A 26,134-nucleotide genomic window follows, 5' to 3' on the forward strand; every position below is an offset into this window, starting at 1 on the left:
AATGGTAGTAGGAGATTTCCCAATCGAAACAGATACTCTTGTCATTGGTTCAGGTCCTGGAGGATATGTAGCAGCAATTCGTGCAGCTCAAACTGGCCAAAAAGTAACAATCGTTGAAAAAAATGTACTTGGTGGAGTGTGCTTAAACGTAGGTTGTATCCCATCAAAAGCATTAATTTCAGTAGGTCACCGTTTTGAGCAAGCTAAACATTCAGATGACATGGGAATCATCGCTTCTGATGTGAAATTAGACTTCTCAAAAGCACAAGCATTTAAAGACAGCGTTGTTAAGAAATTAACTGGCGGTGTTGAAGGCTTACTTAAAGGTAACAAAGTTGAAATTGTACAAGGTGAAGCTTATTTCGTTGACGCTCATTCAGTGCGTATCATCAATGGTGAATCTGCTCAAACTTACACATTTAACAATGTCATTATTGCAACAGGTTCTCGTCCAGTTGAAATTCCAACATTCAAATTCACTGATCGCGTATTAAATTCTACTGGTGCACTTTCTTTACAAGAAGTACCTAGTAAATTAGTTGTTATCGGTGGCGGTTATATTGGTACTGAGCTAGGATCCGCTTATGCAAACCTTGGCTCTCAAGTAACAATTATCGAAGGCGGAAAAGATATTTTAGCTGGCTTCGAAAAACAAATGACGCAAATCGTGAAAAAAGGCCTTAAAAAGAAAGGCGTTGAAATTGAAGTTAACGCATCTGCAAAAGGCGTAGAAGAAACTGAAAACGGCGTAGTAGTAACTTATGAAGTTGGCGGAGAAGAGAAAAAAGTTGAAGCTGATTACGTGTTAGTTACTGTAGGACGTCGTCCAAATACAGATGAAATGGGACTTGCTGAAATCGGAGTTGAATTCGGTGAACGTGGTCTAATCAATGTTGACAAACAATGTCGCACAAATATTCCAAACATCTATGCAATCGGTGATATCGTAGCAGGTCCACAACTTGCACATAAAGCATCTTACGAAGGTAAAGTTGCTGCTGAAGCAATTGCGGGTGAAAAATCAGTAGTTGATTATCTTGCTGTTCCAGCTGTATGTTTCACAGATCCAGAAATGGCGACAGTTGGTTACAACGAAGAACAAGCAAAAGCTGAAGGCATCGAATATACTGCAGCGAAATTCCCATTCGCAGCAAATGGTCGTGCACTTGCATTAAACCAACCAGAAGGTTTCGTGAAACTTGTTGCTCGTAAAGAGGATGGCTTATTAATTGGTGCTCAAATCGTAGGTGCTGGTGCATCTGATATGATCGCTGAAATGGGCTTAGCGATTGAAGGCGGCATGACTGCTGAGGATATCGCATTAACAATTCACGCTCACCCAACGTTAGGTGAAATTACAATGGAAACTGCTGAAGTATTACTTGGCAACCCAATCCACATTGTAGCGAAAAAATAATTTGAATAAAAGAGTGTAGATAAAGCGGGATCATTCGCTTATCTACACTCTTTTTTTAGCCAATGTTTTATTTTATATGAACAATTAAATTTTTATATAATCTTTTCCCCTAACAGGCTTTAATGACAATGATAAGTAGCTTCTCATAGAAAATATTCCGTCATTATAGCTTTCAAATCGTATTTCTATCATTTACAAGCTCCTTTGATTATTCTGAATAGTCGATAAATGCTATAATGATAGCATTGTAGAAAGTAAGGGAGGATTTATTAATGGAGCTTAATTTAACGGGGAAAGTAGCAATTATAACAGGGTCAAGTAAAGGAATTGGCTATTATACAGCCATGCAGCTTGTTAAAGAGGGTGCAGAGGTTGTACTTTGCGCTCGTGGTGAAAAACAACTGCAAGTGGCTGCTGGATGCATAAAAAATGAAACAGGCGTAGATGTTTTAATTGTTCCAACTGATATTACAAAAGAAAAAGATTGTAAGTATCTAATCGAGCGTACTGTCGAACATTATGGACGTGTTGATATTCTTATTAATAATGCAGGTACAGCTTCAGCGAATCCCTTTGAATCGGTGAGTAGTGAGCTGTGGCAGGCAGATTTAGATTTAAAGGTATTTGGAGCTATTCATTGTTCTAAATATGCTGCTCCATATATGCGAAAGGCTGGGGGCGGTGCAATCGTTAATGTGACTGCCGTGATGGCTAAAACGCCACCTGCAAGCTCACTTCCAACTACTGTAAGCCGTGCTGCGGGGCTTGCCTTGACAAAAGCGATGAGCAAGGATTTAGGGAAGGATAATATTCGAGTAAATTCTGTCTGTATAGGACTTATTCGTAGTGATCAAATCGAAAAGAAATGGAAAAAGGAAGAACCTAATTTATCGTGGGAAGAATATTCTCGTAAAGTGGGGCAAGTAATTCCGCTTGGTCGTGTAGGTGATACGCAAGAAGCAGCAAACGTTATCACTTTCCTAGTATCTGATGCGGCGAGCTATGTTACAGGAACAGCTGTTAATATTGATGGTGGCTCTGGTCACGCATTATAGACTAGTATAAATCCACTATACTAATAGAAGTATAGTGGATTTTTAAGAATATTTATCCTTCTTCATTAATAACCACATTTTTACCACGTATCTTCATAATCAGTGGTATAAGTAACCAGGAAATGGCAATCACTAAAAATAGTAATGATAAAGGCTTTGTTATAAAAATAGAAAAGTCTCCATTCGAAATGGTTAATGCACGGCGCATATTATTTTCAATCATCGGCCCTAGTACTAAGGCAAGTACTAATGGAGCTACTGGATAATCATATTTAGCAAATAGATAACCAAGTACCCCACAAGCTACTAATAAAAATAAATCAAACGTGGCAAATTGTACAGCATAAACGCCAAAAATTGAAATGGCAATAATAATAGGCAATAAATATTTTTTAGGCGTTTCGATGATTTTGGCAAAAATACGGACCAAAGGCATATTTAATGCTAATAACATTAAATTTCCAATAAACATACTGGCAATTAATCCCCAAGCAACTTGAGGGTGCTCATCAAATAATAATGGACCTGGCTGAATATTATACATAATAAGTGCGCCCATTAAAATTGCAGTAGTACCTGAGCCAGGAATTCCTAAAGTTAGTAATGGGATCATTGCACCGCCTGATGCAGCATTGTTAGCCGATTCTGGCCCAGCTACACCCGCAATATGACCTTTTCCGAATTGCTCGGGTGTTTTACTAAATTTTTTCTCAGTAATATAAGAAAAGAATGAGGCAAGTGTTGCACCAGCACCGGGTAATACGCCAATAAAAAAGCCTAATAATGAGCCGCGAGCAATAGGAACAGCACTATCCTTTAAATCTTCCTTTGTTGGTAATACGCGATTAATTTTTGCTAATTGACCATCCTCTTCTTCTTTTTCAAGAATGGTTTTAAATACTTCGCCTAATGCAAATAAACCAACAGCGATGGTTAAAAATTCAATGCCAGAGAACAGCATTGGCTGACCAAATGTAAAACGTTCGATACCTGATACGGCATCAATACCAACTGTCCCGAGCATAAGCCCTAAAACAGTCATAATTAAAGCTTTGGTAATAGAACGTCCTGCTAGGCCACTAACTGCTGCAAGTCCTAATAACATCAAAGAAAAGTATTCTGCGGGTCCAAATTTAAGTGCTACTTTTGACAATGGATTGGCTAATAATATCAGACCTAATAGCGCTACAACGCCCGCACAAAATGAGCCTATGGCCGCGATAGAAAGAGCACTTCCAGCACGACCTTGTTTAGCCATTTGATAGCCATCCAATGTTGTCACAACTGATGATGATTCACCAGGCGTGTTTAATAGAATGGATGTTGTTGATCCACCATACATAGCCCCATAGTATACACCTGCAAGTAAAATAATTGAGCTGGTAGCGGCAGCCTCAGTAGGTAGTCCAGCTGTAATAGTTGCTGTAACGGGGATTAATAAAGCAACTCCACTCATTGGACCTATACCTGGAAGTACACCAACTGCTGTACCAATTATGACGCCCACAAGAGCGAATAAAAGGTTTTGCCATTGAAGGGCAACTGCAAATCCATCAGCTAAAAATTGCAATGTCGACATATGTTCACTCCTGTACTAAAAAATTGGGAAACTAGGCAATGATCCTCCTAGTAAACTTGTAAATAAATAATAGACACCTAGTGAAAATCCAGCTGCAATAATAATTGAATAAATAAGTTTAGTACGTTCCATTGTTTGGAAACTAATACACAAAAATAAAAATGTTGTTATCATATAGCCAATTTTTTCAAGGAAAAATACATACGCAAGAGCGCTACCTAAAATAATTAAGAACTTTTTGAGCTCTGTTGAAGCTATTTTAGAAGAAGTAGTTGGTCCTCCTGTGACTCGCTCTCTCACAGCTTTTTTCCATGATTCATAAAATAATTGAAGACTTAATAAACCTAAAATAATACCTAAACCTAATGGGAAAATTTTGGGCCCAACTGTAGATCCATATGCACTATCAGAAATCTGAGTTGCTTGAAAAATAAACAGAATGCTAAGTGTTAAGAGGATAATGCTAAATGTTTTATCAAATGTATAGCTCAACCGTTTTACACCTCCATTGAAAATAGAATAAAGTTACACAAGTAGTTCTATATTTAATGGAAATACTTGTGTCTTTTTTTAAAACGATTCTTTATTTTTGCATACCAAGAGCTGTTAGTAGTTCAATGATTATTTTATTTTGATTGTCTAGATAAGCTGTAAAATCTTGTGCATTACGATATTCTGCTTGCCAACCATTACGGGTCACCTCAGCTTGCCATTCTTTTGATTCAGACATTGCATGTAATTTTTCAGACCAATAGGCAATCGCATCTTTACTCATATTTTTTGGACCAAAGATACCACGCCAAATTGTAAATTCCTCATCAATACCAGCCTCTTTAAATGTAGGAACTTCTGCTAGCTCACCTTCTAAGCGTTCAGAGGAACTGACAGCTAATACACGAACATCTCCTGATTTAACATAAGTAGCAATTGTGGAGGCATCTGTTGCAATAACATCAGCATTGCCACCTAATAATGCTGTAACCGCCTCACCACCACCATCATAAGAAACATATTTAATTGTTTTTAAGTCAATCCCCACTTTATAAGCCGGAATAATTCCTACTAGGTGATCCATCGAGCCCGGTGCAGAACCACCTGCTAATGTGACATCTTTTGGTGAAGTTTTCATAGCATTTAAAACATCTTCAAGCGTTTGGAAAGGAGAATCCTTTTTAACAACGATTGCGCCATAGTCCCGTGTTAATTGAGCTAAAGGTGTAGTATCCTTATAGCCAAATTTACTATTTCCTTCAGCCTTTTCATGATTTATAAGGATTGGTGGTGATTTAACCATTAACATATAATCATTATTGGCTTCCTTTGTAGCAAATGTTGCCATGAAGGCAGCACCACCACCACCTGGCTTATTCTCAACTTGAATCGCCTTATCAATCAACCCAGTATCACTCATTGTTTTTGCCACTGCACGAGCTGTTAAATCCCAGCCACCACCAGCACCTGATGGAGCAACAATGGTAATATTACTTTTCGGATAATCATTGGCCTTCTTTCCCTCTGTTTTTTCTCCAGTTGATGCTGAACAGCCAACTAAACTAGTAAATAATAAGCCTGCTGCCATTATTTTAGAAATGTTCCTCCACATAAAAATCCCCCTTAAAAATAAAATGGTAGCGCTATCAATTTAGCGCTACCCATACTATAACTTACTTCTTAATTTTAGGAATATTGTGATAATAATGTGAATTAACAGCATTTTGTTCATAAAGTTTATGTGGAAATAAAGTATCGTCGCTCAGGACGCCCAACTGTGCCATAAGTCAGTTCGGTATAGACCTGCTTTTGTGTAACTAAAAATTCTAAATAACGACGAGCGGTGGAACGGCTGACACCGATATTCTTTCCCAATAGCTCAGCTGTACTACCATTCTCCATTATACTTAAATGGTTGATAACATGATTCATAGTTGTTGGATCTATCCCTTTTGGTAATAATAACGGTGTTTCTAGAGGGGTGGATGAACCTGCTTTTGGCCAAAGATATTGAATTTTTTCTTGTGTAAATTTCTCATTATTTTTCAGCAATAGATACTTGTAACGGAATTTTTCTATACTCTCTTTTAGCTGTTCGAATGTAAATGGCTTTAAAATGTAATCAGTAACATTTTTCCGATAAGCTTTCTGTACTATATGTGCCTCTGTAGCTGCGGTAATCAAAATAATACTACTTGTTGGGCTCACTTCTTGGATTTTATCAATTAAATCTACTCCTAGTATATCTGGCAAAAAGACATCGAGTAATATAAGGTGTGGTGAAAATGATTGAAGCCAATCTAAAGCTTCTTCTCCCGTGCTTGCCCGTGCAATTACTGTAAAGCCTTCAATTTTTTCTAAAAAACGACAATGTACATCCGCTACACGTACATCATCTTCAATTACCAGCACTTCAATATTGTTCATGGATCATAGTCCCCCTTTTGCTAATAGATACGATAAATAGGGCACCTCCTAAATCTCCTTCTTCAAGAGCAAGAGTACCGTTTAAATCATGGATACTGGAAATGACTTTCCTTAATCCATAGCCTCGATGTTTACTATCTTTCGTAGAAATATTTTCTGAAAATAGCACGGCTAGTTTTTCTTGTGCTAAACCTTGTCCAGAGTCCTCGACCTCAAAGATGATTTCCTCTCCATTATCAAATATAAAAAGCCTAATAATTGGTTGTCGCTCTTTGTTTTTTTCGACCTCTTCAAAAGCATTGGTTAATAAATTTCCCATTATAGAAATAATTAAGCTTTTTTCGATGCTTTCAGGAAATGTTTCTAAATAACTATCCTCATCAAAAACCAACTTGATCTTTAATTCACGTGCACGATTAAAAAATCCGATAATTAAACCATTCAAAAAAGGGTCTTTTACACGCTTTGTTATAAATTGGGTTAGAGAAGAATGTCCTTGTGCCTCTTTATGAATAATAGACAGTGCTTCATCAGATGCATTTAATTGAATAAGGCCGGATATTGTGTAAAGGACATTATTAAACTCATGTGTTTGGGCACGTAAAGCCTCTGTATATTGTTTTACTTGTGATAATTCGATAGCCATTTGCTCTATTTCTGATTGTAATCGGAAACTTGCAACTGCGCCGACAACTTGACCATTCACCTTCATAGGTACACGGTTAACAATAATTTCATGACCGTTAACAATCATCAATTTATCAAGTTGTTTTTCACCCTTCATTAATACGTTAAGCAGATGTGTGTTTGGTATATGCTGCTCGATATTATCGCCAATAATAGAAGCTGAATCCGTTAAATGTAAGATTTTTGCGGCAGCATTGTTTAGGGTCGTAATTTCACCTTTCTGATTTACCGTAATAATAGCTTCACGAACAGATTCAATTAAAGTATTTTTTTCTGTTAATAGACTGGCAATTTCACTTGGCTCTAGATTAAAAATTTGCTTTTTAATGTTTCGGGATAAAAAAATAGAGCCGATAATACCAATGCCTAGTGCAATAACCATCGTATAAAAAATATTATCAAGGTATAAAAAATATAAGCGATCTAATTCACTTGTTAAGTAACCAATTGAAACAACACCAATAATCGATCCATTTGAGTCTAAGATAGGTGCCTTCCCACGAATGGATTGTCCCATTGAACCATTTGCAATGGAAATATAAGACTCACCGTTGATTAATGCTCGGTCATTATCATCTCCGACCATTGATTTACCAATACGGTCAGCGATAGGATGGGTGTAGCGTATGCCATTTTTATCTCCTATTACAACATAAGTAGCTTTTGCAGCAAGCAAAATCTCTTTGCTAATTTTTTGCAGACTTTCGGAAGGATTATTTGTATGAAACGCTTCAATTACATCCCCCCTGCTAGCCGTTGTTTCCGCCAAATATAGTGCCCGGTTCCCAATTTGTGTTTGCAATGCATCAGATATGGTCATATAAAAGAGGATGCCTGCTAAAATAACAATAATAAAAATTAGAAAACTACTGTAATAGGCAAAGCGGGCTTGGAGTGTTAATGTTTTAAAGAAAATAGTGAATCCCACCTTTGTGTTTATTTTGGAAATTTTGGTCATTGATAATACTAGTAATCTTTTGTAATTTTCGATTATATAAAAAAATTTCGAAATTTGCTAGATGATCATTAAAAAAGTGATTTGAAGTGGATAGACACAATATAAAAATGTTGAAAAGTCATAATCATAAAAAGTAAAATCATGAAGTTCTTGTAGAATAGGACTTTTAATACTGTTTCATAGAATTGTTTGGATATTTCTATATTTGATTATTATTTTTCTAAAATTACAATAGACAGAAAATTCCTACAGATGTAGAATGAACGATATAGGGGGTGAAAAGTGGCGAAATGTTGAACGAAAATTTAGCTGCGTTATTGTTACGAGTTGTTCGGATTATTGTGCAAATTGGTATACTTACTATTTTCTATTACATGGGGGTTGGCATTGTTTCTTATTTGCACATACCTCTTCCAGGAAGCGTCATAGGCTTACTTTTATTAGCACTTTCACTCAATTTTAAAATTATTAAGGTCGAATATATACAAGATGGAGCAGGTTTTTTAATTGGCATCTTAACGTTGTTTTTCATTCCAGCAACGGTAGGTGTTATTGATTATCCAGAGCTCATGTCAATCACTGGTCTGCTCATTATTTTAGCAATTATTGCTAGTACATTAATCTCTATTTATGTAACAGGACTGCTGACACAGCTCATCGAGAAAAGAGAATTGGCCAAAAAAGAAAGCTCGAAGACTCCTGTGGAAGAAGGAAAGGGGGAATTAACTGTTGATTGAAGTAACAGTTGTCCTTAGCACCATCATTATGTTTATTTTATTTACAAAGCTCTATCAACGATTTCCCCATCCTATCATGATTCCCTTGGTCACGACTACGATTGTCAGTGCAGTGGTTTTACTTGTGTTTGATATTCCATATTCAACTTATATGCAAGGTGGGGAGTGGCTTCAGAAAATGCTTGGGCCAGCTGTTGTGGCACTTGCATATCCTCTCTATAATCAACGAGCAATTATTATGAAATATAAGTATTCAATTTTATCAGGGCTTCTAATCGGCATGATAACAGGCTTAGTGACAATTTTTGTGTTACTAAAATGGATCGGTGTAGAACCTAGCTGGATGCTGACAGCCTTACCTAAATCGTTAACAACGCCTGTTGGGATGCAGGTGAGCGAAACGATTGGAGGCATTCCTCCTTTAACTGCTGTTTTCGTTATGATTGCAGGGTTTGTAGGGGCCATTATCGGACCGTTAGTCATTAAGTATGGCAAAATCGACTCTGCTGTGAGTAGGGGAGTGGCAGTAGGAAGTGCCTCACATGGGGTAGGTCTTGTGAAATTAAGAGAATATGGGGAACAGGAATTATCAGTTGGTTCATTATCAATGGGCTTAACGGCTGTTATCGGAGCCTTCTTCTGCCCTTTATTTGTGTATTTATTTTTATAATAGAATCGTGGAAAAAGGAGCTGTCTCAAAACGAATGGAAACAAATTCTTTGTTGTGAAAAAAATAGTTATTTCTAGAAGCAATTATTCATTATGAAATGAATTTAAAAACACTTCAGATAGTATTCTATTATAGCTATTTTGTAAATGAAGAGAATGTTTTCTGGTTGTGTTCAACAAAAAGAATATACTCACATTTTAAATATAAAAGCTAGCCCTTCTTATTGAAGAGCTAGCTTATATTTTTTAGAAAATTGGCTTACGTTCTTTGATAACACGAATTGTTTTTAATGTTGTATCCTCTGGTCCTTGAACGGGTAAACCTGCTTCAATATTCATTTGAATATAATGAATATTTTCTTGAGTAATTATTTCCCCGGGAATAAAAATAGGAATCCCAGGAGGATACACCATAATAAATTCTGCACAAATACAGTTATCTGCTTCTGCAAGGGGAACGACTTCTGTATCTGCATAAAAAGCATCACGCGGAGACATGGCAAGAGCTGGAATTTCCGGCACATTTACTAAAGCCTCTGTTATAGCCGCTTCAGAATCAAATGCTTTTGACATACGAGTTAAAGCATTTATTAAAAGATTGATTTCCTTTTTTGTATCTCCTAAAGTCACTAAACATAAGATATTATAAAGGTCAGACAATTCTACTTCAATATTGGCATTATAACGCAACCATTCCTCAGCTCGATGACCAGAAATACCTAAATCTTTCACACTAATCAGAAGTTTTAATGGATCCATATCATAAGTTGCAGAAGAATGTAACTTTTCCTTGCCAGCACACTTTAAATGTGGTATTTGATTGATGCGTTTACGAGCGTCCTTTGCTAAACGTAATGCATCGTCAATTAAATCGTATCCATGAATGGCTAGCTGACGTCGAGCTGTGTCAAGTGAAGCAAGTAATGGATAGGATGTCGATGTAGTTGTTAACATAGAAAATACAGCTTGTACACGTTTTGCAGAAACAAGACCCTCACGTACATTTAAAATAGATGTTTGTGTCATGGAGCCACCAAGCTTATGAACGCTTGTTGCTGCCATATCAGCACCTGCTTCCATAGCTGAATATGGAAGGTCATCATGGAATTTTATGTGTACACCATGCGCTTCATCTACTACTACAGGAATATTACGGTCATGAGCAATCTCCACAATACGCTTTAAATCAGCTGTAAAGCCAAAATATGTTGGATTAATAACAAGTACTGCCTTTGTATCTGGGTAAGCATTTAATGCTTTTTCAACAGCTTCAGGGGATATGCCATGAGAAATCCCATATTCGCTGTCAACTTCAGGATGAATAAAAATTGGAATGGCACCAGCGAATACAATCGCCGACATAATAGATTTATGAACATTCCGTGGCACTAGAATTTTATCACCTGGACCGACGACGGTCAGAATCATCGTCATGATGGCGCCACTAGTACCTTGAACGGAAAAGAATGTATGATCAGCACCAAAGGCTTCAGCTGCTAAGTTTTGCGCTTCTTTTATAGCACCCTTTGGTGAATGTAAATCGTCTAGTGGAGCAATATTAATTAAATCAATTGATAAAACGTTGTCGCCGACGAATTCACGGAACGCAGGATCCATCCCTTGCCCTTTCTTATGGCCTGGAATATGGAACTGAATGGGATGTCTGTTCCGATGTTTTAGTAATACGTCGAACAATGGAGTCTCTAATTGTGACAACGCAGGTACCACCTCACTTTATAATATCTAAGAAAACAAATGAATTATAGCACCTAACGACACGAAAAAATAGGCTTTTCCTAAAAAATAAAAGGATTTTTTTCAGGGTACCGAGAAAATAGTATTGAACGAAAGGGGAGGTACTATGAATTGGAATACACGTGTGACGGATCTTTTACAGGTTAAATACCCAATTATTCAAGGGGGATTAGCCTATTTAGCATATGCTGATTTAGCCGCAGCTGTGTCGAATGCTGGTGGTTTAGGGCAAATAACGGCTATGAGTTTACGAGATCCTGAATTATTACGAGCAGAGATCCATAAGGTACGAACATTAACAGATAAACCATTTGGCGTAAATTTTGCGATTGGCATGCATGGTACAGGCTATGAGGATATGGTGCGCGTTGCAATCGAAGAAGAAGTTCCAGTTGTTACAATGACGGGGGGAAATCCAGCGCCTATATTTAATTTGCTGGCAGGCACAGCTATAAAAAAATTAGTACTTGTAGCTGCTCGTAGACAAGCACAAAAGGCTGAACAGCTTGGAGCAGATGCTGTAATGGTTGTGGGTCAAGAGGGTGGCGGTCATCTGGGGCGTGATGATGTCGGTACAATGGTTCTTGTTCCCCAAGTGGTTGATAGTGTAAGTATTCCTGTCATTGCTTCTGGCGGAATTGGCGATGGGCGCGGCTGGATGGCTGCTCAAGCATTGGGAGCTGAAGGCATTGAAATGGGCACTCGTTTTATAGCAACACGAGAGTGTGTTGATGCTTCACAGGCTTATAAAGAGGCCCTAGTTGCAAGTACTGAGGCAGATACAACCATTATTAAGCGCTCAATTGGTGCACCAGCTCGTGCATTACGCAATGACTTTACTGCAAAGATTTTGGAAATTGAGGAAAAAACACCAACATATGAAGCGTTGAAAGAATATATAAGTGGTTCAGCAAATAAACGCTTTATTTACGATGGTGATAAGAATCAGGGCTTTGGCTGGGCTGGACAAGTGACTGGAATGATTCACGATATTCCAACCGTTGATGACCTTATTAAGCGAATGGTTGCAGAAGCTGAAAGTATACGGTTAAAATGGGGGCAATAACGTAAAGGTGGTTTTGTCGAATGGAATACTCTTATCCGTTTTCAACTGATTGGTCCACAGAGGAGATTGTGGATGTTATTCAATTCTTTGAGGGAATTGAGAAAGCTTATGAAAAGGGCATCAAGCGTGAAGTTATGCTAGCTAAATATCGACGCTTTAAAGAGATTGTTCCTTCCCAAGCAGAGGAAAAATCAATTTTTCGTGAATTTGAAGAGGCGAGTGGCTACATTAGCTATCCAGTTGTAAAACAAACAAAGGAAGCCGAAGATGGAATGATTATAAAAGTTTCCCCAAGAAATGGCCGTTAAAAAAAGTGGATGTGAGATCAACTCACATCCACTCTTTATTTTTTGTGTTAAAAAACGACATAATGCATAAACTACATCAATAAAAAACTTTATAAGGTTAGCCTATTTTCCAACAATAATGTTGTAAAGAGGAAGTAAGCTGTTAAATGTGTCCTCTGTTAATTGATGTAATTCGCTTGCTGTTAATTTGGTTGCTTGTTCTTTTGCAATATGACGGCCAATTAAGAATTCACCCTTTTTGACATCTCGTAGGCGAATAAGAAGTTCTTCAAGCTTGTCTTCTTTTGCCACTTCGAGAGAAACTGCCTCAGGGGACATATGATCTCCTGACACGATAAAATCATCTGGAAGCTGTTCAATTAAAGATTTATGAGCTAGTAAACGCTCAGCCATAACATTTTTTTGAGGCGCTTCATAAATAATAGCTAAGACGATGAATAAATGTGTGTGCCATAGACCAATCTGAAAGTGAGGCAATGATTTATAACCTCTTTTATAAGGTGCGAAGGCAACCCAGCTATCTTTTGGAGGGTTAACAGTTCTTCGAGCATGTTTAGCCACATGCGGGAAGAATTCTTCACCTAATTGACTAGAGAAATATGCAGAAAAATCTTCACCTAGCTGATTGAATTTTGGACGTACATGTAAATTTAAAGCATCCATTCTCTGTTCTAAACCGTCTATTGTAAAAACCTTAAAGTCTTTGTTTGTCCACTTTATTTTTGGCAATTTTATTTTACTCCTTTCGTTTTATAAGGTTTATTTTACGCTGAATTTGGGAAAAAATCTTATAACAAGAACTTTATCAAATGAGCAAAGTTTTTGTAAAAAAATTAAAAAAAGGAAGTGTTTTTTATGAAACCGTTCGTAAAAATTATACGTAAAGTTGACATTGAAAAGCAATATGAGCATATTTTACAATTAGAATTAGATTATGAATTAGCTTCACTTTTTGCAGCAATGAATGAAAAAAATGATATCGAAATTGAAAAAAGTAAAAAACGTCTGGCAGAAATTCAGATGGAACTTGAAAGTTTGCACGCCTATGCGTAATCAAAATCTAATACCCATTTAAAAAATCACTTGCTGAATATTCCGACAGCAGGTGATTTTTATTGTGACAAAGGGTAAAATAGAAATTATATCATAAGGTAGTACTAGGTTTTATATAGCAAAAGTTGTGAAGTAGTGGGAAAAGGTATCATAAACATACGGGAGCGATTAATATAGAAGGCCTTTTCTTATATTCGAAGGGTGGGTTATGAGTGGATTTACAACAAATTGATAAATTTGCAAAAGATATTATTTTTGAAGCTGGGCGACGTATTCGGGAGGCTTTTTCGTATAATCTAGTAATTGAGACAAAATCAGGTGCAAATGACCTCGTTACCAATATTGATCGAGAGACGGAGTTATTCTTTATTGAGCAAATTAAAGCTTTTGATCCAACCCACAAAATTCTAGGGGAAGAAGGAATGGGCGAACAGGTTAAATCACTAGACGGTGTAGTTTGGATTATTGATCCAATTGATGGAACGATGAATTTTGTTAAACAGCATCGTCATTTTATGATTTCTATCGGTATTTTTGTCAATGGCGTAGGAAAGCTAGGTTACATATTTGATGTTATGCGGGAGGATTTATTTAGTGCCATCGAGGGGCAAGGGGCATGGTATAATGATTCACCATTGCGTAAACTACAGTCTGTTACAATGGAGGAGTCAGTCATTGGCATAAATGCACATTGGGTCGCACCTAACCGACATATTCACCATGAAAAAGTGATTGATATGGTTCGTAAAGTTCGCGGTACACGCTCCTATGGCTCCGCAGCAATGGAAATTGCATTTGTTGTAAGTGGCAAATTAGATGCCTATGTCTCTATGCGTTTAGCACCATGGGATATTGCAGGAGGGACCATCATTGCTCAGGAAGTTGGAGCAGTTGCTACAAATCTACATGGTGAAGGCTTTGATTTCCTTCATCAGGATACATTTATTATTGCTAATCCCGCTATTCATAAAGAATTATTAAAAAAATATATAGTGCCATATGAATAAAAAAGAGCCGTCTATTTATTAGACAGCTCCTTTTTATGTTCTTTAAAGTAATCCTTGCGCACGTAGTTTACGCTTCATTTTAAAGGCTGTCATGAAAATGACACAAGTAGCCACAATACCAGCTATTACACCAAATACATTACTAGCTGCAACAGAGTAGCCAATAGAGCACATTGCTAATACAGCTGCCAATGCATAGATGGCCATTACGATTTTTGCACGATTCATAGCCTAGCCTCCTATATAAAAAATTTGTCAATCAAATATATTTTTTAGAATGATGGAAATTCTAATAAGGACATTTCTATCCTTCTTGTGCTATAATATCACAGTTAAACATTCGAAAAAAGAATATGGAGTGGAATAATGACAAACTTACGTCAAGATCTTCGCAATATCGCAATTATCGCCCACGTTGACCATGGTAAAACTACTTTAGTCGACCAACTATTAAAACAATCAGGTACATTCCGTTCAAACGAACATGTTGAAGAACGTGCAATGGACTCTAATGATATTGAACGCGAACGTGGTATTACAATTTTAGCAAAAAATACTGCAGTAAACTATAACGGAACACGTATTAACATCCTTGATACGCCTGGACACGCCGACTTCGGTGGTGAGGTAGAACGTATTTTAAAAATGGTAGATGGCGTTTTACTAGTTGTCGATGCGTATGAGGGTTGTATGCCGCAAACACGCTTTGTACTGAAAAAAGCGTTGGAACAAAAGTTAACACCGATTGTAGTTGTAAACAAAGTTGATAAAGACTCAGCTCGTCCATTAGAAGTAGTAGATGAAGTATTAGAATTATTCATCGAGCTAGGCGCTGATGATGATCAATTAGATTTCCCTGTTGTGTATGCATCAGGTGTAAACGGTACAGCTTCTCTTGATGCTGATCCAACAAAACAAGAAGAAAATATGCAATGTCTATTTGAAAAGGTAATTGAAGCAATTCCTGCACCAGTAGACAACTCAGTAGATCCATTACAATTCCAAGTGGCATTACTTGACTACAATGATTATGTTGGTCGTATCGGGATTGGACGCGTATTCCGCGGAACAATTGAAGTAGGACAACAAGTTGCTTTAATGAAGTTAGATGGGACTGTGAAACAATTCCGTGTTACGAAACTATTTGGTTTCTTTGGTTTAAAACGTGAAGAAATCCAATCAGCAAAAGCTGGTGACTTAATTGCTGTTTCAGGGATGGAAGACATCAATGTTGGGGAAACAGTATGTCCGGTGGAACATCAAGAAGCTTTAACACCATTACGTATTGACGAACCAACATTACAAATGACTTTCTTAGTGAATAATTCACCGTTTGCAGGTCGTGAAGGGAAATGGGTAACTGCTCGTAAAGTAGAAGAGCGTTTACGTTCACAACTTCAAACGGACGTATCTCTTCGTGTAGAAGATACAGATTCACCAGATGCATGGACAGTTTCTGGTCGTGGTGAGCTACATTTATCAATTCTTATTGAAAATATGCGCCGTGAAGGCTTTGAACTACAAGTATCAAAACCTCAAGTTATCATTCGTGAAATTGATGGTGTAAAATGTGAACCATTTGAACGTGTACAAATTGATGTTCCAGAAGAAAATGTAGGTTCGGTTATTGAATCGATTGGTACGCGTAAAGGTGAAATGTTGGATATGGTGAACAATGGCAATGGCCAAGTACGTTTAACATTCCTTGTTCCTGCACGTGGTTTAATTGGATATACAACAGAATTCATGTCTATGACGAAAGGTTTTGGTATCATTAACCATACATTCGATTGTTACCAACCATATATTCCAGGCCGTATTGGTGGACGTCACCAAGGTGTTCTTGTATCAATGGAAACTGGTAAATCGACAACTTATGGTATGATGCAAGTAGAGGACCGTGGTACACTATTTGTTGAGCCAGGTACTGAAATTTATGAAGGTATGATCGTTGGTGAAAATACACGTGATAATGATATCACTGTAAACATAACAAAAATGAAGCAAAAAACGAATGTTCGTTCTGCGACAAAAGATGCAACAAACGTTATTAAAAAGCCACGTCTATTAACACTAGAAGAAGCATTAGAGTTCTTAAATGATGATGAGTATTTAGAAATCACACCAGAATCTATTCGCCTTCGTAAACAAATTCTAGATAAAAATGAACGTGAAAGAATAGCGAAAAAACTAAAAAACGCTGAACAATAATTTTTTGCTTCCACGAAAGGAAGAGGAGTCTTGGATCTGAAGTCCGCTTTATTGGGTGAACTAAATGTTATTCAAGTTGCTGCACAGACAGGTACAGATGAAACAACACGAGTTTATGGGAGAATGGCTGGTATCACTAGATTTTTATATGAAAATTTACCAAGCTATGAAATAGCAGGTTATGTTGTATTTCTTCTTGTATTTGTACTTTCTGCCATTGTCTATAAGCTAGGCTTTGCCAAGAAATTAAAGTTATCTCAAAATATTATTATTTATGCGTTCCTATTTTTAGGTTGTATCATGCTTACATTCTTCGCCCTATTCTTACCAATGATTGAAGGTCTGATTGTAGCGGCCTTAATTCTAATTGTCTATAAAACAAGACTATGGCGTGAAAAAAGAGAAGAGCAACAAGCTACCAATCAATAACAATTACGTACTTTATAATAAGAACTTTTTATCTGTTAGTAACAGTCTTAGCGGTTTTAAAGCTAAGGCTGTTTTTTTTGTATGTTTCACTTGTAGTCAAGCTGAAGAAAACACCCACACTCTACACAAATTAAAAAATGATAGGCACCGAAATCTTCTTATGTGAATAAGTTAATGTCGATAGGCTTATTTTCAACACATCAAGGAGGAAAGGGAATGCGTTGGCTTACAAAAGGTTTATTATTAGGTGTCATTGCTTTGTTACTCCTTTCTTTGACGGCATGTAATAAAGCAGAGCTAGAAAAAGTCAAAGTAGGAGAAGTAACTCGTTCAATTTTCTATGCGCCTCAATATGTAGCACTTGAGAAAGGTTTCTTCGAGGAGGAAGGTCTTTCTGTTGAGCTACAAACGATTGCAGGTGGCGATAAAACGATGACGGCGTTACTGTCAGATGGAATTGATATAGCTTTAGTTGGGTCGGAGACGTCTATTTATGTCACATTACAAGGTGCAAATGATCCTATTCAAAATTTTGCACAGTTAACACAAACGGATGGTACCTTTTTAGTGGCAAGAGATAAGATAGATAATTTTTCGTGGGATCAATTGAAGGGCTCAACGTTTTTGGGGCAACGTAAAGGTGGAATGCCACAAATGGCAGGTGAATTCGTGCTGAAAAAACATGGCATCGACCCTGTAAATGATTTAACGCTCATTCAAAATATTGATTTCGCCAACATTGCTACTGCTTTTGCATCAGGTACTGGTGACTATGTTCAATTATTTGAACCTACTGCGAGTGTCTTCGAGAAAGAAGAAAAAGGTTATATTGTAGCTTCGTTTGGAACGGAATCTGGTAATCTTCCTTACACGTCCTTTATGGCCAAAAGTAGTTATTTAAAGGATGAAGCTTCAACTGTTCAAGCTTTTACAAATGCTTTGAAACGAGCACAGGATTTTGTGCAAAATGAGAGTGCTGCTGAAGTAGCAAAGATTATTCAACCGTATTTTGAAAATGTGGATATAGAGATAATTGAAACGGTAATTGAGCGATATAAAGCACAGGGCTCTTATGCTACTGACCCAATCCTTGATGAAGGAGAGTGGGATAACTTGCAAACAATTATGGAGGAAGCAGGTGAACTTCCTCAACGTGTGGAGTATGAAAAACTTGTGAACACTACTTTTGCCAAAAAGGCTGCTGAGTAATATGGAATTTTTACAGCTGGAGAATATTCACCATAGTTATTTTTCAAGTACACAGGCAAAGGAAGTATTACGTGATATCAGTTTAGCCATTCATGAAGGAGAGTTTGTTTCGTTTATTGGGCCGAGTGGCTGCGGTAAAACCACATTATTATCAATTATTGCAGGATTATTCCCTGCCACTGAAGGCAATGTTTATATAGATGGTGAAAAGCTATCAGCAAGTAATCAATCAAGCATTGGCTATATGCTTCAGCAGGATTATTTATTTCCTTGGAAGACCATTGAAGAAAACGTCACAATTGGCTTGAAAATAATGGAGAAAAGTCATAAAACACATAAAGTAACGGCCAATGCGTTATTACAGGAAGTAGGATTACCACAAGTGGGGAACAATTACCCTCGAGAGTTATCAGGAGGTATGAGGCAACGTGTCGCCCTTGCTCGTACCTTAGCTGTGAATCCTAAAATTTTATTATTAGATGAACCATTTTCTGCATTAGATTATCAGTCGAAATTAAAGCTTGAGGATTTAGTGGTGGAAACATTAAAAACTTATAAAAAGACTGCTATTCTTGTGACACATGATATTGGTGAAGCAATCGCGATGAGTGAGCGTGTAGTTCTATTTTCTGCAAACCCAGGGACAGTTCACAAGGTGTTTGAAATACCTAAAGCCCTTAATGAACTATCACCTTTTGATGTAAGACAGCATCCAGCCTATGCAGATATTTTCCAAACTATTTGGAAGGAGCTGGAGAGCCTTGGATAATACATTATTTAAGCAATATCAGCAATTGTTAAAAAAAGAAAAACGCTATGTTCGAGTATATCAGCTTATTATTTTACTGCTATTCTTTGGTGGATGGGAGCTGCTTTCAAGATTAGAATGGATTGATCGGTTAATTTTTAGCTCGCCAACTCATGTATGGCATACATTTATTGAGAAAGTCATTGACGGTTCTTTAACATTGCATGTGAGTGTTACATTAATGGAGACCGTAATTGGCTTTTTAGCAGGGACTCTATTAGGAACATTGATAGCTGTTGTCTTGTGGTGGTCCCCGTTACTATCAAAAGTACTCGATCCCTATCTAGTAATTTTAAACGCGATGCCAAAAGTTGCACTTGGTCCGATTTTGATTGTTGCACTCGGCCCAGGTTACTTTTCTATCATAGCTATGGGTGCATTAATATCCATCATTATAACAACGATTGTTGTATATACTGCATTTAAAGGTGTCGATCCAAATTATAGTAAGGTTTTACAAACCTTTGGAGCGACAAGATGGCAAATCTTTCGTGAGGTCATTTTGCCAGCCTCATTTCCTACGATCATTTCGACCTTGAAAGTGAATGTTGGTTTATCATGGGTAGGGGTTATTGTAGGGGAATTTTTAGTAGCTTCAAAAGGACTTGGTTATTTAATTATCTATGGCTTCCAAGTATTTAATTTTAACCTGGTCCTTATGTCACTTCTGATCATTGCCTTTTTTGCTACGATAATGTATCAAGTTGTAGAATTAGTTGAAAAAGCGATTATTAAAAATAATGGATAGTAGAAAAAAGAGGTGTCTCAAAATAGAGGCACCTCTTTTTAATCTGTTCTTTAGTTAAAATTCTTTATCCATCTGGGGTGAAGTACGATAAAAACGGAAATTGCCCGTTTCCATTCGTGCTACAGTATTTTCTGAAATGCGATCATGACAAATATCGCACATATAAGTATGAATTGGTCGATTACGCAATTTTTTTGCTAAAGGTAGATTATCATCTAAATTATGAATCGTATCGCAAATAACGCATTTAACGCGCATTGCATTCCCTCCTATTCAGCGCGAATGGCTGATACGTTTTTAATAGGATTGTCAATATTTGAACCGTCTCTTAGTAATACATGGATTGGACCGTCTTCTAAAAGAGGCTTACCGTCTTGGCTATATTTTAAAATAAGTGTATAAGCTTCTTCAATTGTAAAAGGATATTCTTGACCATCTTTGCAAGTTAAGACGATTTTTGTCGCTTCTGGTTTAATTTCAGCATTCTTCAAGAAATGACTTAATTCGATACCAAATGTACCTGTCTCCATTCCTTTACGGTCAAATTTCCTTTCTGATTTTAATGTAGGCGGGAATGTTGCTCCTTCCATAATTTCACGTGACCAGTGTGCTCCTACTTCACGCATATATTTGACGTCAGCATCTTCCTCAACATTTTGAGTAGTGAAGTAAGTGTTTAAATCTAATTTACGATCATCGAAAATCCACACAGTAGGATCTAATGTTAGTTGGTATGTGACTGCACCTGTGATAGGAATTATTGTTTCCATAATAGAAATCCTCCTCAAATCTTGTATATCCATGACATAGTATAACGCTAATGCCTAGAGATAATAAAGAAATATAATTCGAATTCTCTATTTTCCAATGAAGACACTTGCATTTTTATCGACTAAAAGATAAACTTTATTAAGATAGAATCGAAGAAATATCAGATAATGGGGGCGTCCTCATGGATACGAAATCACAAACTTCTTTTCAAGAGAAGGCTTTGGAGCTATTAGTTGCTGATGCAGATAAGATTGCTCGCCTTATTCGAGTACAAATGGATCATTTAACAATGCCACAATGCCCTTTATATGAGGAAGTATTAGATACACAAATGTTCGGTCTATCACGTGAAATTGATTTTGCTGTGAAGCTTGGATTGATTGAACGTGAAAAAGGCAAAGAAATTCTCGATTCACTCGAGAAGGAACTTTCTGTACTACACGACGCGTATACAGACAAATAAAAAGAAAAACTCAAACGCTTATTTGCGCTTTGAGTTTTTTTACTAGAACGAGGTTTTCCGATGAGACAATACTTAAAACGCTATGCACAAAATTTTGATTACCCCTTATTTTTTACGGTCCTATTATTAAGTTTATTTGGGTTAATAATGATTTACAGTTCAAGTATGATGGTTGCTATTGCACAGAAAAAACAGGCACCTGATTATTTTTATCAAAAGCAAGTGACCAATTTAATGGTGGCATTTCTTGGCTTTATCATTACAGCATTTTTTCCATATAAACATTATGCGAATAAGAATATTATGTTGTTACTAACGGTCGTATTGGCGGTGTTATTCACATGGTTAAAATTATTTGGTCATGGGGCAGATGAAGTAGGCTCTCAAAGTTGGATTGCTATCCCAGGATTAGGGAATTTTCAGCCTTCGGAGTATGCGAAACTATTTATAATTTTATATTTTGCAGCTGCTTTTTATCGAAAAGCACAAAAATATACGTTTGAAAAGCTACAACCTACTGAAATTTTTTATCCAATTTTTCTATGGATTTTAGTGGTTGCTGGGGTAGCCTTTGAAACAGACTTAGGAGCAGTGATTATTCTATGTGGTATTGCTGTTTCAGTTGTAGCTTCAAGTGGTATTCCATTTAAAACATTTTGGAAATTTTTCGGTGTATTAGGTGCATTTGGTACAGCTATTCTTGGTATTCTATGGCTATTTAAGGGAGAGCTACTAACAGGAAATCGAAAAGGACGGATATTGTCTTACTTAAATCCGTTTGAATATGAGGATGGTAGTGGTCACCAAGTGGTGAATAGTTATTATGCCATTGGCGGAGGCGGCTTAGAGGGACGTGGCCTTGGTCAATCCATTCAAAAATTAGGTTACTTACCTGAACCACAAACAGATTTTATTATGGCAATTATTATGGAGGAATTAGGAATATGGGGAGTTTTAATTGTCCTAGGTGGTTTAGGCTTTATTGTATATAAAGGTTTTTCTATTGCATTGCGAACTAAAGATCCATTAGCACGCATGATTGCGGCTGGTATTGCGAGCTGGATAGGCTGGCAATCATTTATTAATCTTGGGGGTGTAACCGGGTTAATCCCGTTAACCGGTGTAACGTTACCTTTTATAAGCTATGGCGGTACATCTATAATCATTCTATCTTTAGCGATGGGAATATTAATCAATGTTTCTATGTTTGAAAAGGTAGAGAGGAAAAAAACACAATCATAAAGGGGGATACCTATGGAATCAATCAACAAAATTCTCGTAGCCAATCGAGGAGAAATTGCAATTCGTATTTTCCGTGCTTGTACGGAGCTGAATATCCAAACTGTTGCCATCTATTCAAGAGAAGATAGTGGTGCTTTTCATCGCTTTAAAGCAGATGAAGCTTATTTAGTGGGAGCTGGCAAGAAACCAATCGATGCTTATTTAGATATTGAAGGTATTATTGCCATCGCAAAAGATGCAGATGTTGATGCGATTCATCCAGGGTATGGTTTTTTATCAGAAAACGTGGAATTTGCACGTCGCTGTGAGGAAGAGGGCATTGTCTTTATCGGACCAACTTCTCAGCATTTAGATATGTTTGGAGATAAGGTCAAAGCACGTTCTCAAGCCATTGCGGCTGAGATTCCTGTTATTCCTGGTACAGATGGCCCAGTAGCCGATCTAGCAGAGGTAGAGACGTTTGCTAGCAATTATGGCTATCCAGTTATGATTAAGGCAGCACTTGGCGGTGGTGGTCGTGGGATGCGTCTAGTCCATAGGCCAGAGGATCTTGCTTCCTCCTATGAAAGAGCAAAATCTGAGGCAAAGGCTGCTTTTGGTTCCGATGAAGTATATGTAGAAAAAGCAATCATAAAACCAAAACACATTGAAGTACAAATTATTGGCGATAAACACGGCAATATTGTGCATTTATATGAGCGTGATTGCTCAATTCAGCGTCGACATCAAAAAGTGGTAGAAATTGCGCCATCTCATTCGATTTCACAAGAGTTAAGAAATCGTATTTGTGATGCAGCTGTGAAATTAATGAAGAATGTCTCGTACATAAATGCAGGGACAGTGGAATTTTTAGTCGCAGGAGAAGATTTTTATTTCATCGAGGTAAACCCTCGCATTCAAGTAGAACATACAATTACAGAAATGATTACAGGTGTTGATATCGTCCATGCCCAAATCAAGGTAGCGGCAGGCTATGGACTTCACAGTGAAGAAATTCATATGCCAAAGCAAGAAGACATGCCAATGATTGGCTATGCCATTCAAGCCCGTGTGACAACAGAAGACCCTGCAAATGACTTTATGCCAGATACAGGAAAGTTAATGGTTTACCGCTCAAGTGGTGGTTTTGGCGTGCGATTAGATGCCGGGAATGGATTCCAAGGTGCTGTCGTAACACCATACTATGACTCTTTATTGGTTAAAATTTCCACTTCGGGTATGAACTTTAAAGAAGCTGCTGCGAAAATGGATCGTAATTTAAAAGAATTCCGTATTCGTGGCGTTAAAACGAATATTCCGTTTTTAAATAATGTGGTGACACATGAGAAGTTTTTATCAGGAGCCTTTGATACTAGCTTTATTGATACAACACCAGAGCTTTTCGAGTTCCCTGTCCGTAAAGACCGTGGAACAAAGCTGTTAAGCTATATAGGGAATGTGACCTTAAATGGCTTCCCTGGTGTAGAGAAGAAATCAAAACCTATCTTTGTTCAGCCAAACCAACCTAAAATTGATCCTTTAATTTTACCACCAGCAGGTACGAAGCAGATTTTAGATACACAGGGAGCAGATGGCTTAGTCCAGTGGATTTTAGCACAGGAAGACGTACTACTAACAGACACTACATTCCGTGATGCACACCAATCTCTACTTGCAACACGTGTTCGTTCACAGGATATGTACCAAATTGCAGATGCAACAGCTCGCATGATGCATCAGTTATTCTCGCTGGAAATGTGGGGCGGGGCAACATTCGATGTAGCTTATCGCTTCTTAAAAGAAGATCCATGGGAGCGACTAGCGAAACTCCGTGAGCAAGTGCCGAACGTGCTATTCCAGATGTTACTGCGTGGAGCTAATGCTGTTGGTTATACAAACTATCCTGACAATCTAATCCGAGAATTTATCGCTGAATCAGCTTCATCAGGAATTGATGTATTCCGTATTTTCGATAGCTTGAATTGGATTAAAGGCATGGAAGTAGCAATAGATGCTGTGCGTCAATCAGGAAAAATTGCTGAAGCGGCAATCTGTTATACGGGGGATATCCTCGATGACAGTCGTGCGAAATATTCAGTGCAATACTATAAGGATATGGCGAAAGAACTTGAAGCATCTGGTGCCCATATTTTAGCGATTAAAGATATGGCTGGTTTATTGAAACCAGAAGCGGCGTACCGTTTAATTTCCGAGTTAAAAGAGACGACAAGTCTGCCAATCCACTTGCATACACATGATACTAGTGGCAATGGAATTTACTTATATGCTAAAGCGATAGAAGCAGGTGTTGATATCATAGATACAGCGCTTGGATCTATGGCAGGCCTAACATCTCAACCGAGTGCAAACTCCTTGTACTATGCAATGAAGGGCGGCAAACGTGAGGTACGAGCAGATATCGATGCATTAGAAAAATTATCGTACTACTGGGAAGATGTTCGTAAATACTATAAAGATTTTGAAAGTGGCATGATCAGCCCACATTCTGAGATTTACGTACATGAGATGCCTGGTGGTCAGTACAGTAACTTACAGCAACAAGCAAAAGCTGTAGGGCTTGGTGATCGATGGGAAGAAGTGAAACGCATGTATTCCCGTGTAAATCTACTATTTGGTGATATTGTTAAAGTGACACCATCCTCCAAGGTGGTGGGTGATATGGCTTTATTTATGGTGCAAAATGATCTAGACGAAAATACGGTCTTAACAAGAGGGAAAACGATTGACTTCCCAGATTCTGTGATTGAATTCTTCCAAGGTTATCTTGGGCAGCCGCATGGCGGGTTCCCAGAGGCATTACAACAAGTAGTGTTAAAAGATCGTGAAGCAATTACAGTTCGTCCAGGAGAATTATTAGAGCCTATTCAGTTTGATCAATTAGAGGCTGTACTTGAGGAAAAGTTAAATCGTCCAGTTACGAAAAAAGATGTACTGGCTTATGCACTTTATCCAAAAGTCTTTGAGGAATATGCGAAAACAGCAGAATCCTTTGGCAATATTTCAGTTCTTGACACACCGACATTCTTATATGGCTTAAAGCTTGGAGAAATTATTGAGGTCGAAATTGAAAAAGGTAAAACATTGATTATTAAACTCGTTTCAATCGGGGAACCACAACACAATGGAACACGTGTCCTTTACTTTGAGCTCAATGGACAATCGCGTGAATTGGTGATTCAAGATATGACTGTTGAGGTTGATGGCAATTTAGCGTTAAAAGCCGATCCAAGCAATCCAAATCAAATCGGTGCTACAATGCCAGGTACTGTGTTAAAAGTTGTTGTTTCTAAAGGTAGTCCTGTTAAACGTGGGGATCATCTGTTAATTACAGAAGCCATGAAAATGGAAACAACTGTCCAAGCACCTAAAGACGGCATTGTAAAAGAAGTATATGCGAGTGCAGGAGATGCGATTTCTACAGGGGATCTATTAATTGAAATTGAATAGATAGTCGTGAAAAAAGGTTATTAGATGCTTTTATTGCATCTATATAACCTTTTTTATTGTGTTAAGCGATAAATCATATACAATTTGATTACTTAAT

General features: G+C 37.5%; 26 protein-coding genes. 16 read left to right on the top strand and 10 right to left on the bottom strand.

What is annotated here, in order from left to right; translation table 11 throughout:
- Nucleotide 1 precedes the first annotated feature (1 nt).
- Nucleotides 2-1,417 (top strand): dihydrolipoyl dehydrogenase, encoded by a 1,416-nt coding sequence (gene lpdA / locus RCJ95_RS14220; RefSeq protein ID WP_446722427.1) that lies wholly within the window; start codon nt 2-4, stop codon nt 1,415-1,417.
- Between the two features lie 272 nt (nt 1,418-1,689).
- A complete protein-coding gene (locus RCJ95_RS14225) occupies nt 1,690-2,472 on the top strand; it encodes an SDR family NAD(P)-dependent oxidoreductase (protein WP_221679664.1) in 783 nt (260 codons plus the stop codon).
- A gap of 52 nt (nt 2,473-2,524) precedes the next feature.
- Here RCJ95_RS14225 and RCJ95_RS14230 read toward each other — a convergent pair whose 3' ends face one another.
- The 5 genes from RCJ95_RS14230 to RCJ95_RS14250 all read right to left on the bottom strand — a co-directional run bounded on the left by RCJ95_RS14230 (nt 2,525) and on the right by RCJ95_RS14250 (nt 8,114).
- On the bottom strand, nt 2,525-4,051 hold the full coding sequence (locus RCJ95_RS14230; protein ID WP_221679665.1) for a tripartite tricarboxylate transporter permease: 1,527 nt from the start codon (nt 4,049-4,051) through the stop codon (nt 2,525-2,527).
- 15 nt (nt 4,052-4,066) lie between these two features.
- Nucleotides 4,067-4,543, bottom strand: coding sequence for a tripartite tricarboxylate transporter TctB family protein (locus RCJ95_RS14235; RefSeq protein ID WP_257521256.1), 477 nt, complete (start codon nt 4,541-4,543; stop codon nt 4,067-4,069).
- Nucleotides 4,544-4,634: 91 nt separating this feature from the next.
- Nucleotides 4,635-5,654 carry a Bug family tripartite tricarboxylate transporter substrate binding protein gene (locus RCJ95_RS14240; protein WP_257521257.1) on the bottom strand — a complete coding sequence of 340 codons (1,020 nt, stop codon included), beginning with the start codon at nt 5,652-5,654 and terminating at the stop codon, nt 4,635-4,637.
- A 125-nt stretch (nt 5,655-5,779) separates the two neighbouring features.
- Nucleotides 5,780-6,469, bottom strand: coding sequence for a response regulator (locus RCJ95_RS14245; protein ID WP_221679669.1), 690 nt, complete (start codon nt 6,467-6,469; stop codon nt 5,780-5,782).
- Nucleotides 6,456-8,114 (bottom strand): ATP-binding protein, encoded by a 1,659-nt coding sequence (locus tag RCJ95_RS14250; RefSeq protein WP_446722428.1) that lies wholly within the window; start codon nt 8,112-8,114, stop codon nt 6,456-6,458. Before RCJ95_RS14250 ends, RCJ95_RS14245 begins: the two co-directional genes overlap by 14 nt.
- A 290-nt stretch (nt 8,115-8,404) precedes the next feature.
- Between RCJ95_RS14250 and RCJ95_RS14255 the strand changes: the two genes are divergently transcribed.
- Together RCJ95_RS14255 and RCJ95_RS14260 are read left to right on the top strand one after the other, a co-directional pair.
- The gene (locus tag RCJ95_RS14255; protein WP_255600439.1) at nt 8,405-8,851 is read left to right on the top strand and encodes a CidA/LrgA family protein; all 447 of its coding nucleotides are present in this window, start codon (nt 8,405-8,407) and stop codon (nt 8,849-8,851) included.
- Nucleotides 8,844-9,521, top strand: coding sequence for an LrgB family protein (locus RCJ95_RS14260; RefSeq protein WP_004224753.1), 678 nt, complete (start codon nt 8,844-8,846; stop codon nt 9,519-9,521). The genes RCJ95_RS14255 and RCJ95_RS14260 overlap by 8 nt, the downstream gene beginning before the upstream one ends.
- Before the next feature lie 245 nt (nt 9,522-9,766).
- Here RCJ95_RS14260 and RCJ95_RS14265 read toward each other — a convergent pair whose 3' ends face one another.
- A complete protein-coding gene (locus RCJ95_RS14265; protein WP_004224764.1) occupies nt 9,767-11,236 on the bottom strand; it encodes an aminotransferase class I/II-fold pyridoxal phosphate-dependent enzyme in 1,470 nt (489 codons plus the stop codon).
- A 145-nt stretch (nt 11,237-11,381) separates the two neighbouring features.
- On the opposite strand from RCJ95_RS14265, the gene RCJ95_RS14270 reads away from it, so the two are divergent.
- Together RCJ95_RS14270 and RCJ95_RS14275 are read left to right on the top strand one after the other, a co-directional pair.
- Complete coding sequence (locus RCJ95_RS14270) at nt 11,382-12,341, top strand: NAD(P)H-dependent flavin oxidoreductase (RefSeq protein WP_221679673.1); 960 nt, start codon at nt 11,382-11,384, stop codon at nt 12,339-12,341.
- 20 nt (nt 12,342-12,361) lie between these two features.
- A complete protein-coding gene (locus RCJ95_RS14275; protein ID WP_221679675.1) occupies nt 12,362-12,649 on the top strand; it encodes a UPF0223 family protein in 288 nt (95 codons plus the stop codon).
- Between the two features lie 102 nt (nt 12,650-12,751).
- On the opposite strand, the gene RCJ95_RS14280 is transcribed toward RCJ95_RS14275, so the two are convergent.
- Nucleotides 12,752-13,378, bottom strand: a complete 627-nt coding sequence (locus RCJ95_RS14280; RefSeq protein ID WP_221679677.1) for a YktB family protein — start codon at nt 13,376-13,378, stop codon at nt 12,752-12,754.
- A 126-nt stretch (nt 13,379-13,504) separates the two neighbouring features.
- On the opposite strand from RCJ95_RS14280, the gene RCJ95_RS14285 reads away from it, so the two are divergent.
- Both RCJ95_RS14285 and RCJ95_RS14290 read left to right on the top strand, forming a co-directional pair.
- Nucleotides 13,505-13,702 carry a hypothetical protein gene (locus tag RCJ95_RS14285; protein ID WP_026023402.1) on the top strand — a complete coding sequence of 66 codons (198 nt, stop codon included), beginning with the start codon at nt 13,505-13,507 and terminating at the stop codon, nt 13,700-13,702.
- A gap of 212 nt (nt 13,703-13,914) precedes the next feature.
- Nucleotides 13,915-14,709 carry an inositol monophosphatase family protein gene (locus RCJ95_RS14290; RefSeq protein ID WP_221679679.1) on the top strand — a complete coding sequence of 265 codons (795 nt, stop codon included), beginning with the start codon at nt 13,915-13,917 and terminating at the stop codon, nt 14,707-14,709.
- A gap of 42 nt (nt 14,710-14,751) precedes the next feature.
- Here the strand turns inward: RCJ95_RS14290 and RCJ95_RS14295 are convergent, their stop codons facing one another.
- Nucleotides 14,752-14,937 carry a DUF5325 family protein gene (locus RCJ95_RS14295; protein ID WP_004224770.1) on the bottom strand — a complete coding sequence of 62 codons (186 nt, stop codon included), beginning with the start codon at nt 14,935-14,937 and terminating at the stop codon, nt 14,752-14,754.
- Nucleotides 14,938-15,075: 138 nt separating this feature from the next.
- On the opposite strand from RCJ95_RS14295, the gene typA reads away from it, so the two are divergent.
- From typA to RCJ95_RS14320, 5 genes are all read left to right on the top strand, one after another.
- Entirely contained in the window at nt 15,076-16,920 is a 1,845-nt protein-coding gene (gene typA / locus RCJ95_RS14300) for a translational GTPase TypA (protein WP_221679680.1), read from the top strand.
- Nucleotides 16,921-16,950: 30 nt separating this feature from the next.
- Nucleotides 16,951-17,349: a YlaH-like family protein gene (locus RCJ95_RS14305; RefSeq protein ID WP_004224772.1), complete on the top strand. Its 399-nt coding sequence runs from the start codon at nt 16,951-16,953 to the stop codon at nt 17,347-17,349.
- Between the two features lie 216 nt (nt 17,350-17,565).
- Nucleotides 17,566-18,558 (top strand): ABC transporter substrate-binding protein, encoded by a 993-nt coding sequence (locus RCJ95_RS14310; protein WP_257521262.1) that lies wholly within the window; start codon nt 17,566-17,568, stop codon nt 18,556-18,558.
- 1 nt (nt 18,559) lies between these two features.
- Complete coding sequence (locus RCJ95_RS14315; protein WP_221679682.1) at nt 18,560-19,327, top strand: ABC transporter ATP-binding protein; 768 nt, start codon at nt 18,560-18,562, stop codon at nt 19,325-19,327.
- Nucleotides 19,320-20,114 carry an ABC transporter permease gene (locus RCJ95_RS14320; protein ID WP_221679684.1) on the top strand — a complete coding sequence of 265 codons (795 nt, stop codon included), beginning with the start codon at nt 19,320-19,322 and terminating at the stop codon, nt 20,112-20,114. The genes RCJ95_RS14315 and RCJ95_RS14320 overlap by 8 nt, the downstream gene beginning before the upstream one ends.
- A gap of 54 nt (nt 20,115-20,168) precedes the next feature.
- On the opposite strand, the gene RCJ95_RS14325 is transcribed toward RCJ95_RS14320, so the two are convergent.
- Complete coding sequence (locus tag RCJ95_RS14325; RefSeq protein ID WP_048394712.1) at nt 20,169-20,372, bottom strand: YlaI family protein; 204 nt, start codon at nt 20,370-20,372, stop codon at nt 20,169-20,171.
- 11 nt (nt 20,373-20,383) lie between these two features.
- Nucleotides 20,384-20,884 carry a hypothetical protein gene (locus tag RCJ95_RS14330; protein WP_036077076.1) on the bottom strand — a complete coding sequence of 167 codons (501 nt, stop codon included), beginning with the start codon at nt 20,882-20,884 and terminating at the stop codon, nt 20,384-20,386.
- A 182-nt stretch (nt 20,885-21,066) separates the two neighbouring features.
- Between RCJ95_RS14330 and RCJ95_RS14335 the strand changes: the two genes are divergently transcribed.
- Genes RCJ95_RS14335 through pyc form a run of 3 tightly spaced genes read left to right on the top strand, consistent with a single transcriptional unit; the run spans nt 21,067 to nt 26,037 of the window.
- On the top strand, nt 21,067-21,348 hold the full coding sequence (locus RCJ95_RS14335) for a YlaN family protein (protein ID WP_004224778.1): 282 nt from the start codon (nt 21,067-21,069) through the stop codon (nt 21,346-21,348).
- Nucleotides 21,349-21,408: 60 nt separating this feature from the next.
- Nucleotides 21,409-22,590, top strand: coding sequence for an FtsW/RodA/SpoVE family cell cycle protein (locus RCJ95_RS14340; protein WP_004224780.1), 1,182 nt, complete (start codon nt 21,409-21,411; stop codon nt 22,588-22,590).
- Nucleotides 22,591-22,602: 12 nt separating this feature from the next.
- Nucleotides 22,603-26,037 (top strand): pyruvate carboxylase, encoded by a 3,435-nt coding sequence (gene pyc, locus RCJ95_RS14345; protein ID WP_446722429.1) that lies wholly within the window; start codon nt 22,603-22,605, stop codon nt 26,035-26,037.
- The last annotated feature ends 97 nt before the right edge of the window (nt 26,038-26,134 follow it).

The sequence above is a fragment of the Lysinibacillus sp. BSL11 genome, from assembly GCF_052928325.1.

What these genes read in the sequence shown, in the direction of transcription:
- RCJ95_RS14230 (WP_221679665.1), bottom strand. Translation starts at nt 4,051, where the DNA reads ATGTCGACATTGCAATTTTTAGCTGATGGATTTGCAGTTGCCCTTCAA.
- RCJ95_RS14340 (WP_004224780.1), top strand. Translation starts at nt 21,409, where the DNA reads ATGAGACAATACTTAAAACGCTATGCACAAAATTTTGATTACCCCTTA.
- RCJ95_RS14310 (WP_257521262.1), top strand. Translation starts at nt 17,566, where the DNA reads ATGCGTTGGCTTACAAAAGGTTTATTATTAGGTGTCATTGCTTTGTTA.
- RCJ95_RS14240 (WP_257521257.1), bottom strand. Translation starts at nt 5,654, where the DNA reads ATGTGGAGGAACATTTCTAAAATAATGGCAGCAGGCTTATTATTTACT.
- pyc (WP_446722429.1), top strand. Translation starts at nt 22,603, where the DNA reads ATGGAATCAATCAACAAAATTCTCGTAGCCAATCGAGGAGAAATTGCA.
- RCJ95_RS14255 (WP_255600439.1), top strand. Translation starts at nt 8,405, where the DNA reads ATGTTGAACGAAAATTTAGCTGCGTTATTGTTACGAGTTGTTCGGATT.
- RCJ95_RS14285 (WP_026023402.1), top strand. Translation starts at nt 13,505, where the DNA reads ATGAAACCGTTCGTAAAAATTATACGTAAAGTTGACATTGAAAAGCAA.
- RCJ95_RS14325 (WP_048394712.1), bottom strand. Translation starts at nt 20,372, where the DNA reads ATGCGCGTTAAATGCGTTATTTGCGATACGATTCATAATTTAGATGAT.
- RCJ95_RS14275 (WP_221679675.1), top strand. Translation starts at nt 12,362, where the DNA reads ATGGAATACTCTTATCCGTTTTCAACTGATTGGTCCACAGAGGAGATT.
- lpdA (WP_446722427.1), top strand. Translation starts at nt 2, where the DNA reads ATGGTAGTAGGAGATTTCCCAATCGAAACAGATACTCTTGTCATTGGT.
- RCJ95_RS14270 (WP_221679673.1), top strand. Translation starts at nt 11,382, where the DNA reads ATGAATTGGAATACACGTGTGACGGATCTTTTACAGGTTAAATACCCA.
- RCJ95_RS14295 (WP_004224770.1), bottom strand. Translation starts at nt 14,937, where the DNA reads ATGAATCGTGCAAAAATCGTAATGGCCATCTATGCATTGGCAGCTGTA.
- typA (WP_221679680.1), top strand. Translation starts at nt 15,076, where the DNA reads ATGACAAACTTACGTCAAGATCTTCGCAATATCGCAATTATCGCCCAC.
- RCJ95_RS14245 (WP_221679669.1), bottom strand. Translation starts at nt 6,469, where the DNA reads ATGAACAATATTGAAGTGCTGGTAATTGAAGATGATGTACGTGTAGCG.
- RCJ95_RS14315 (WP_221679682.1), top strand. Translation starts at nt 18,560, where the DNA reads ATGGAATTTTTACAGCTGGAGAATATTCACCATAGTTATTTTTCAAGT.
- RCJ95_RS14330 (WP_036077076.1), bottom strand. Translation starts at nt 20,884, where the DNA reads ATGGAAACAATAATTCCTATCACAGGTGCAGTCACATACCAACTAACA.
- RCJ95_RS14225 (WP_221679664.1), top strand. Translation starts at nt 1,690, where the DNA reads ATGGAGCTTAATTTAACGGGGAAAGTAGCAATTATAACAGGGTCAAGT.
- RCJ95_RS14250 (WP_446722428.1), bottom strand. Translation starts at nt 8,114, where the DNA reads ATGACCAAAATTTCCAAAATAAACACAAAGGTGGGATTCACTATTTTC.
- RCJ95_RS14335 (WP_004224778.1), top strand. Translation starts at nt 21,067, where the DNA reads ATGGATACGAAATCACAAACTTCTTTTCAAGAGAAGGCTTTGGAGCTA.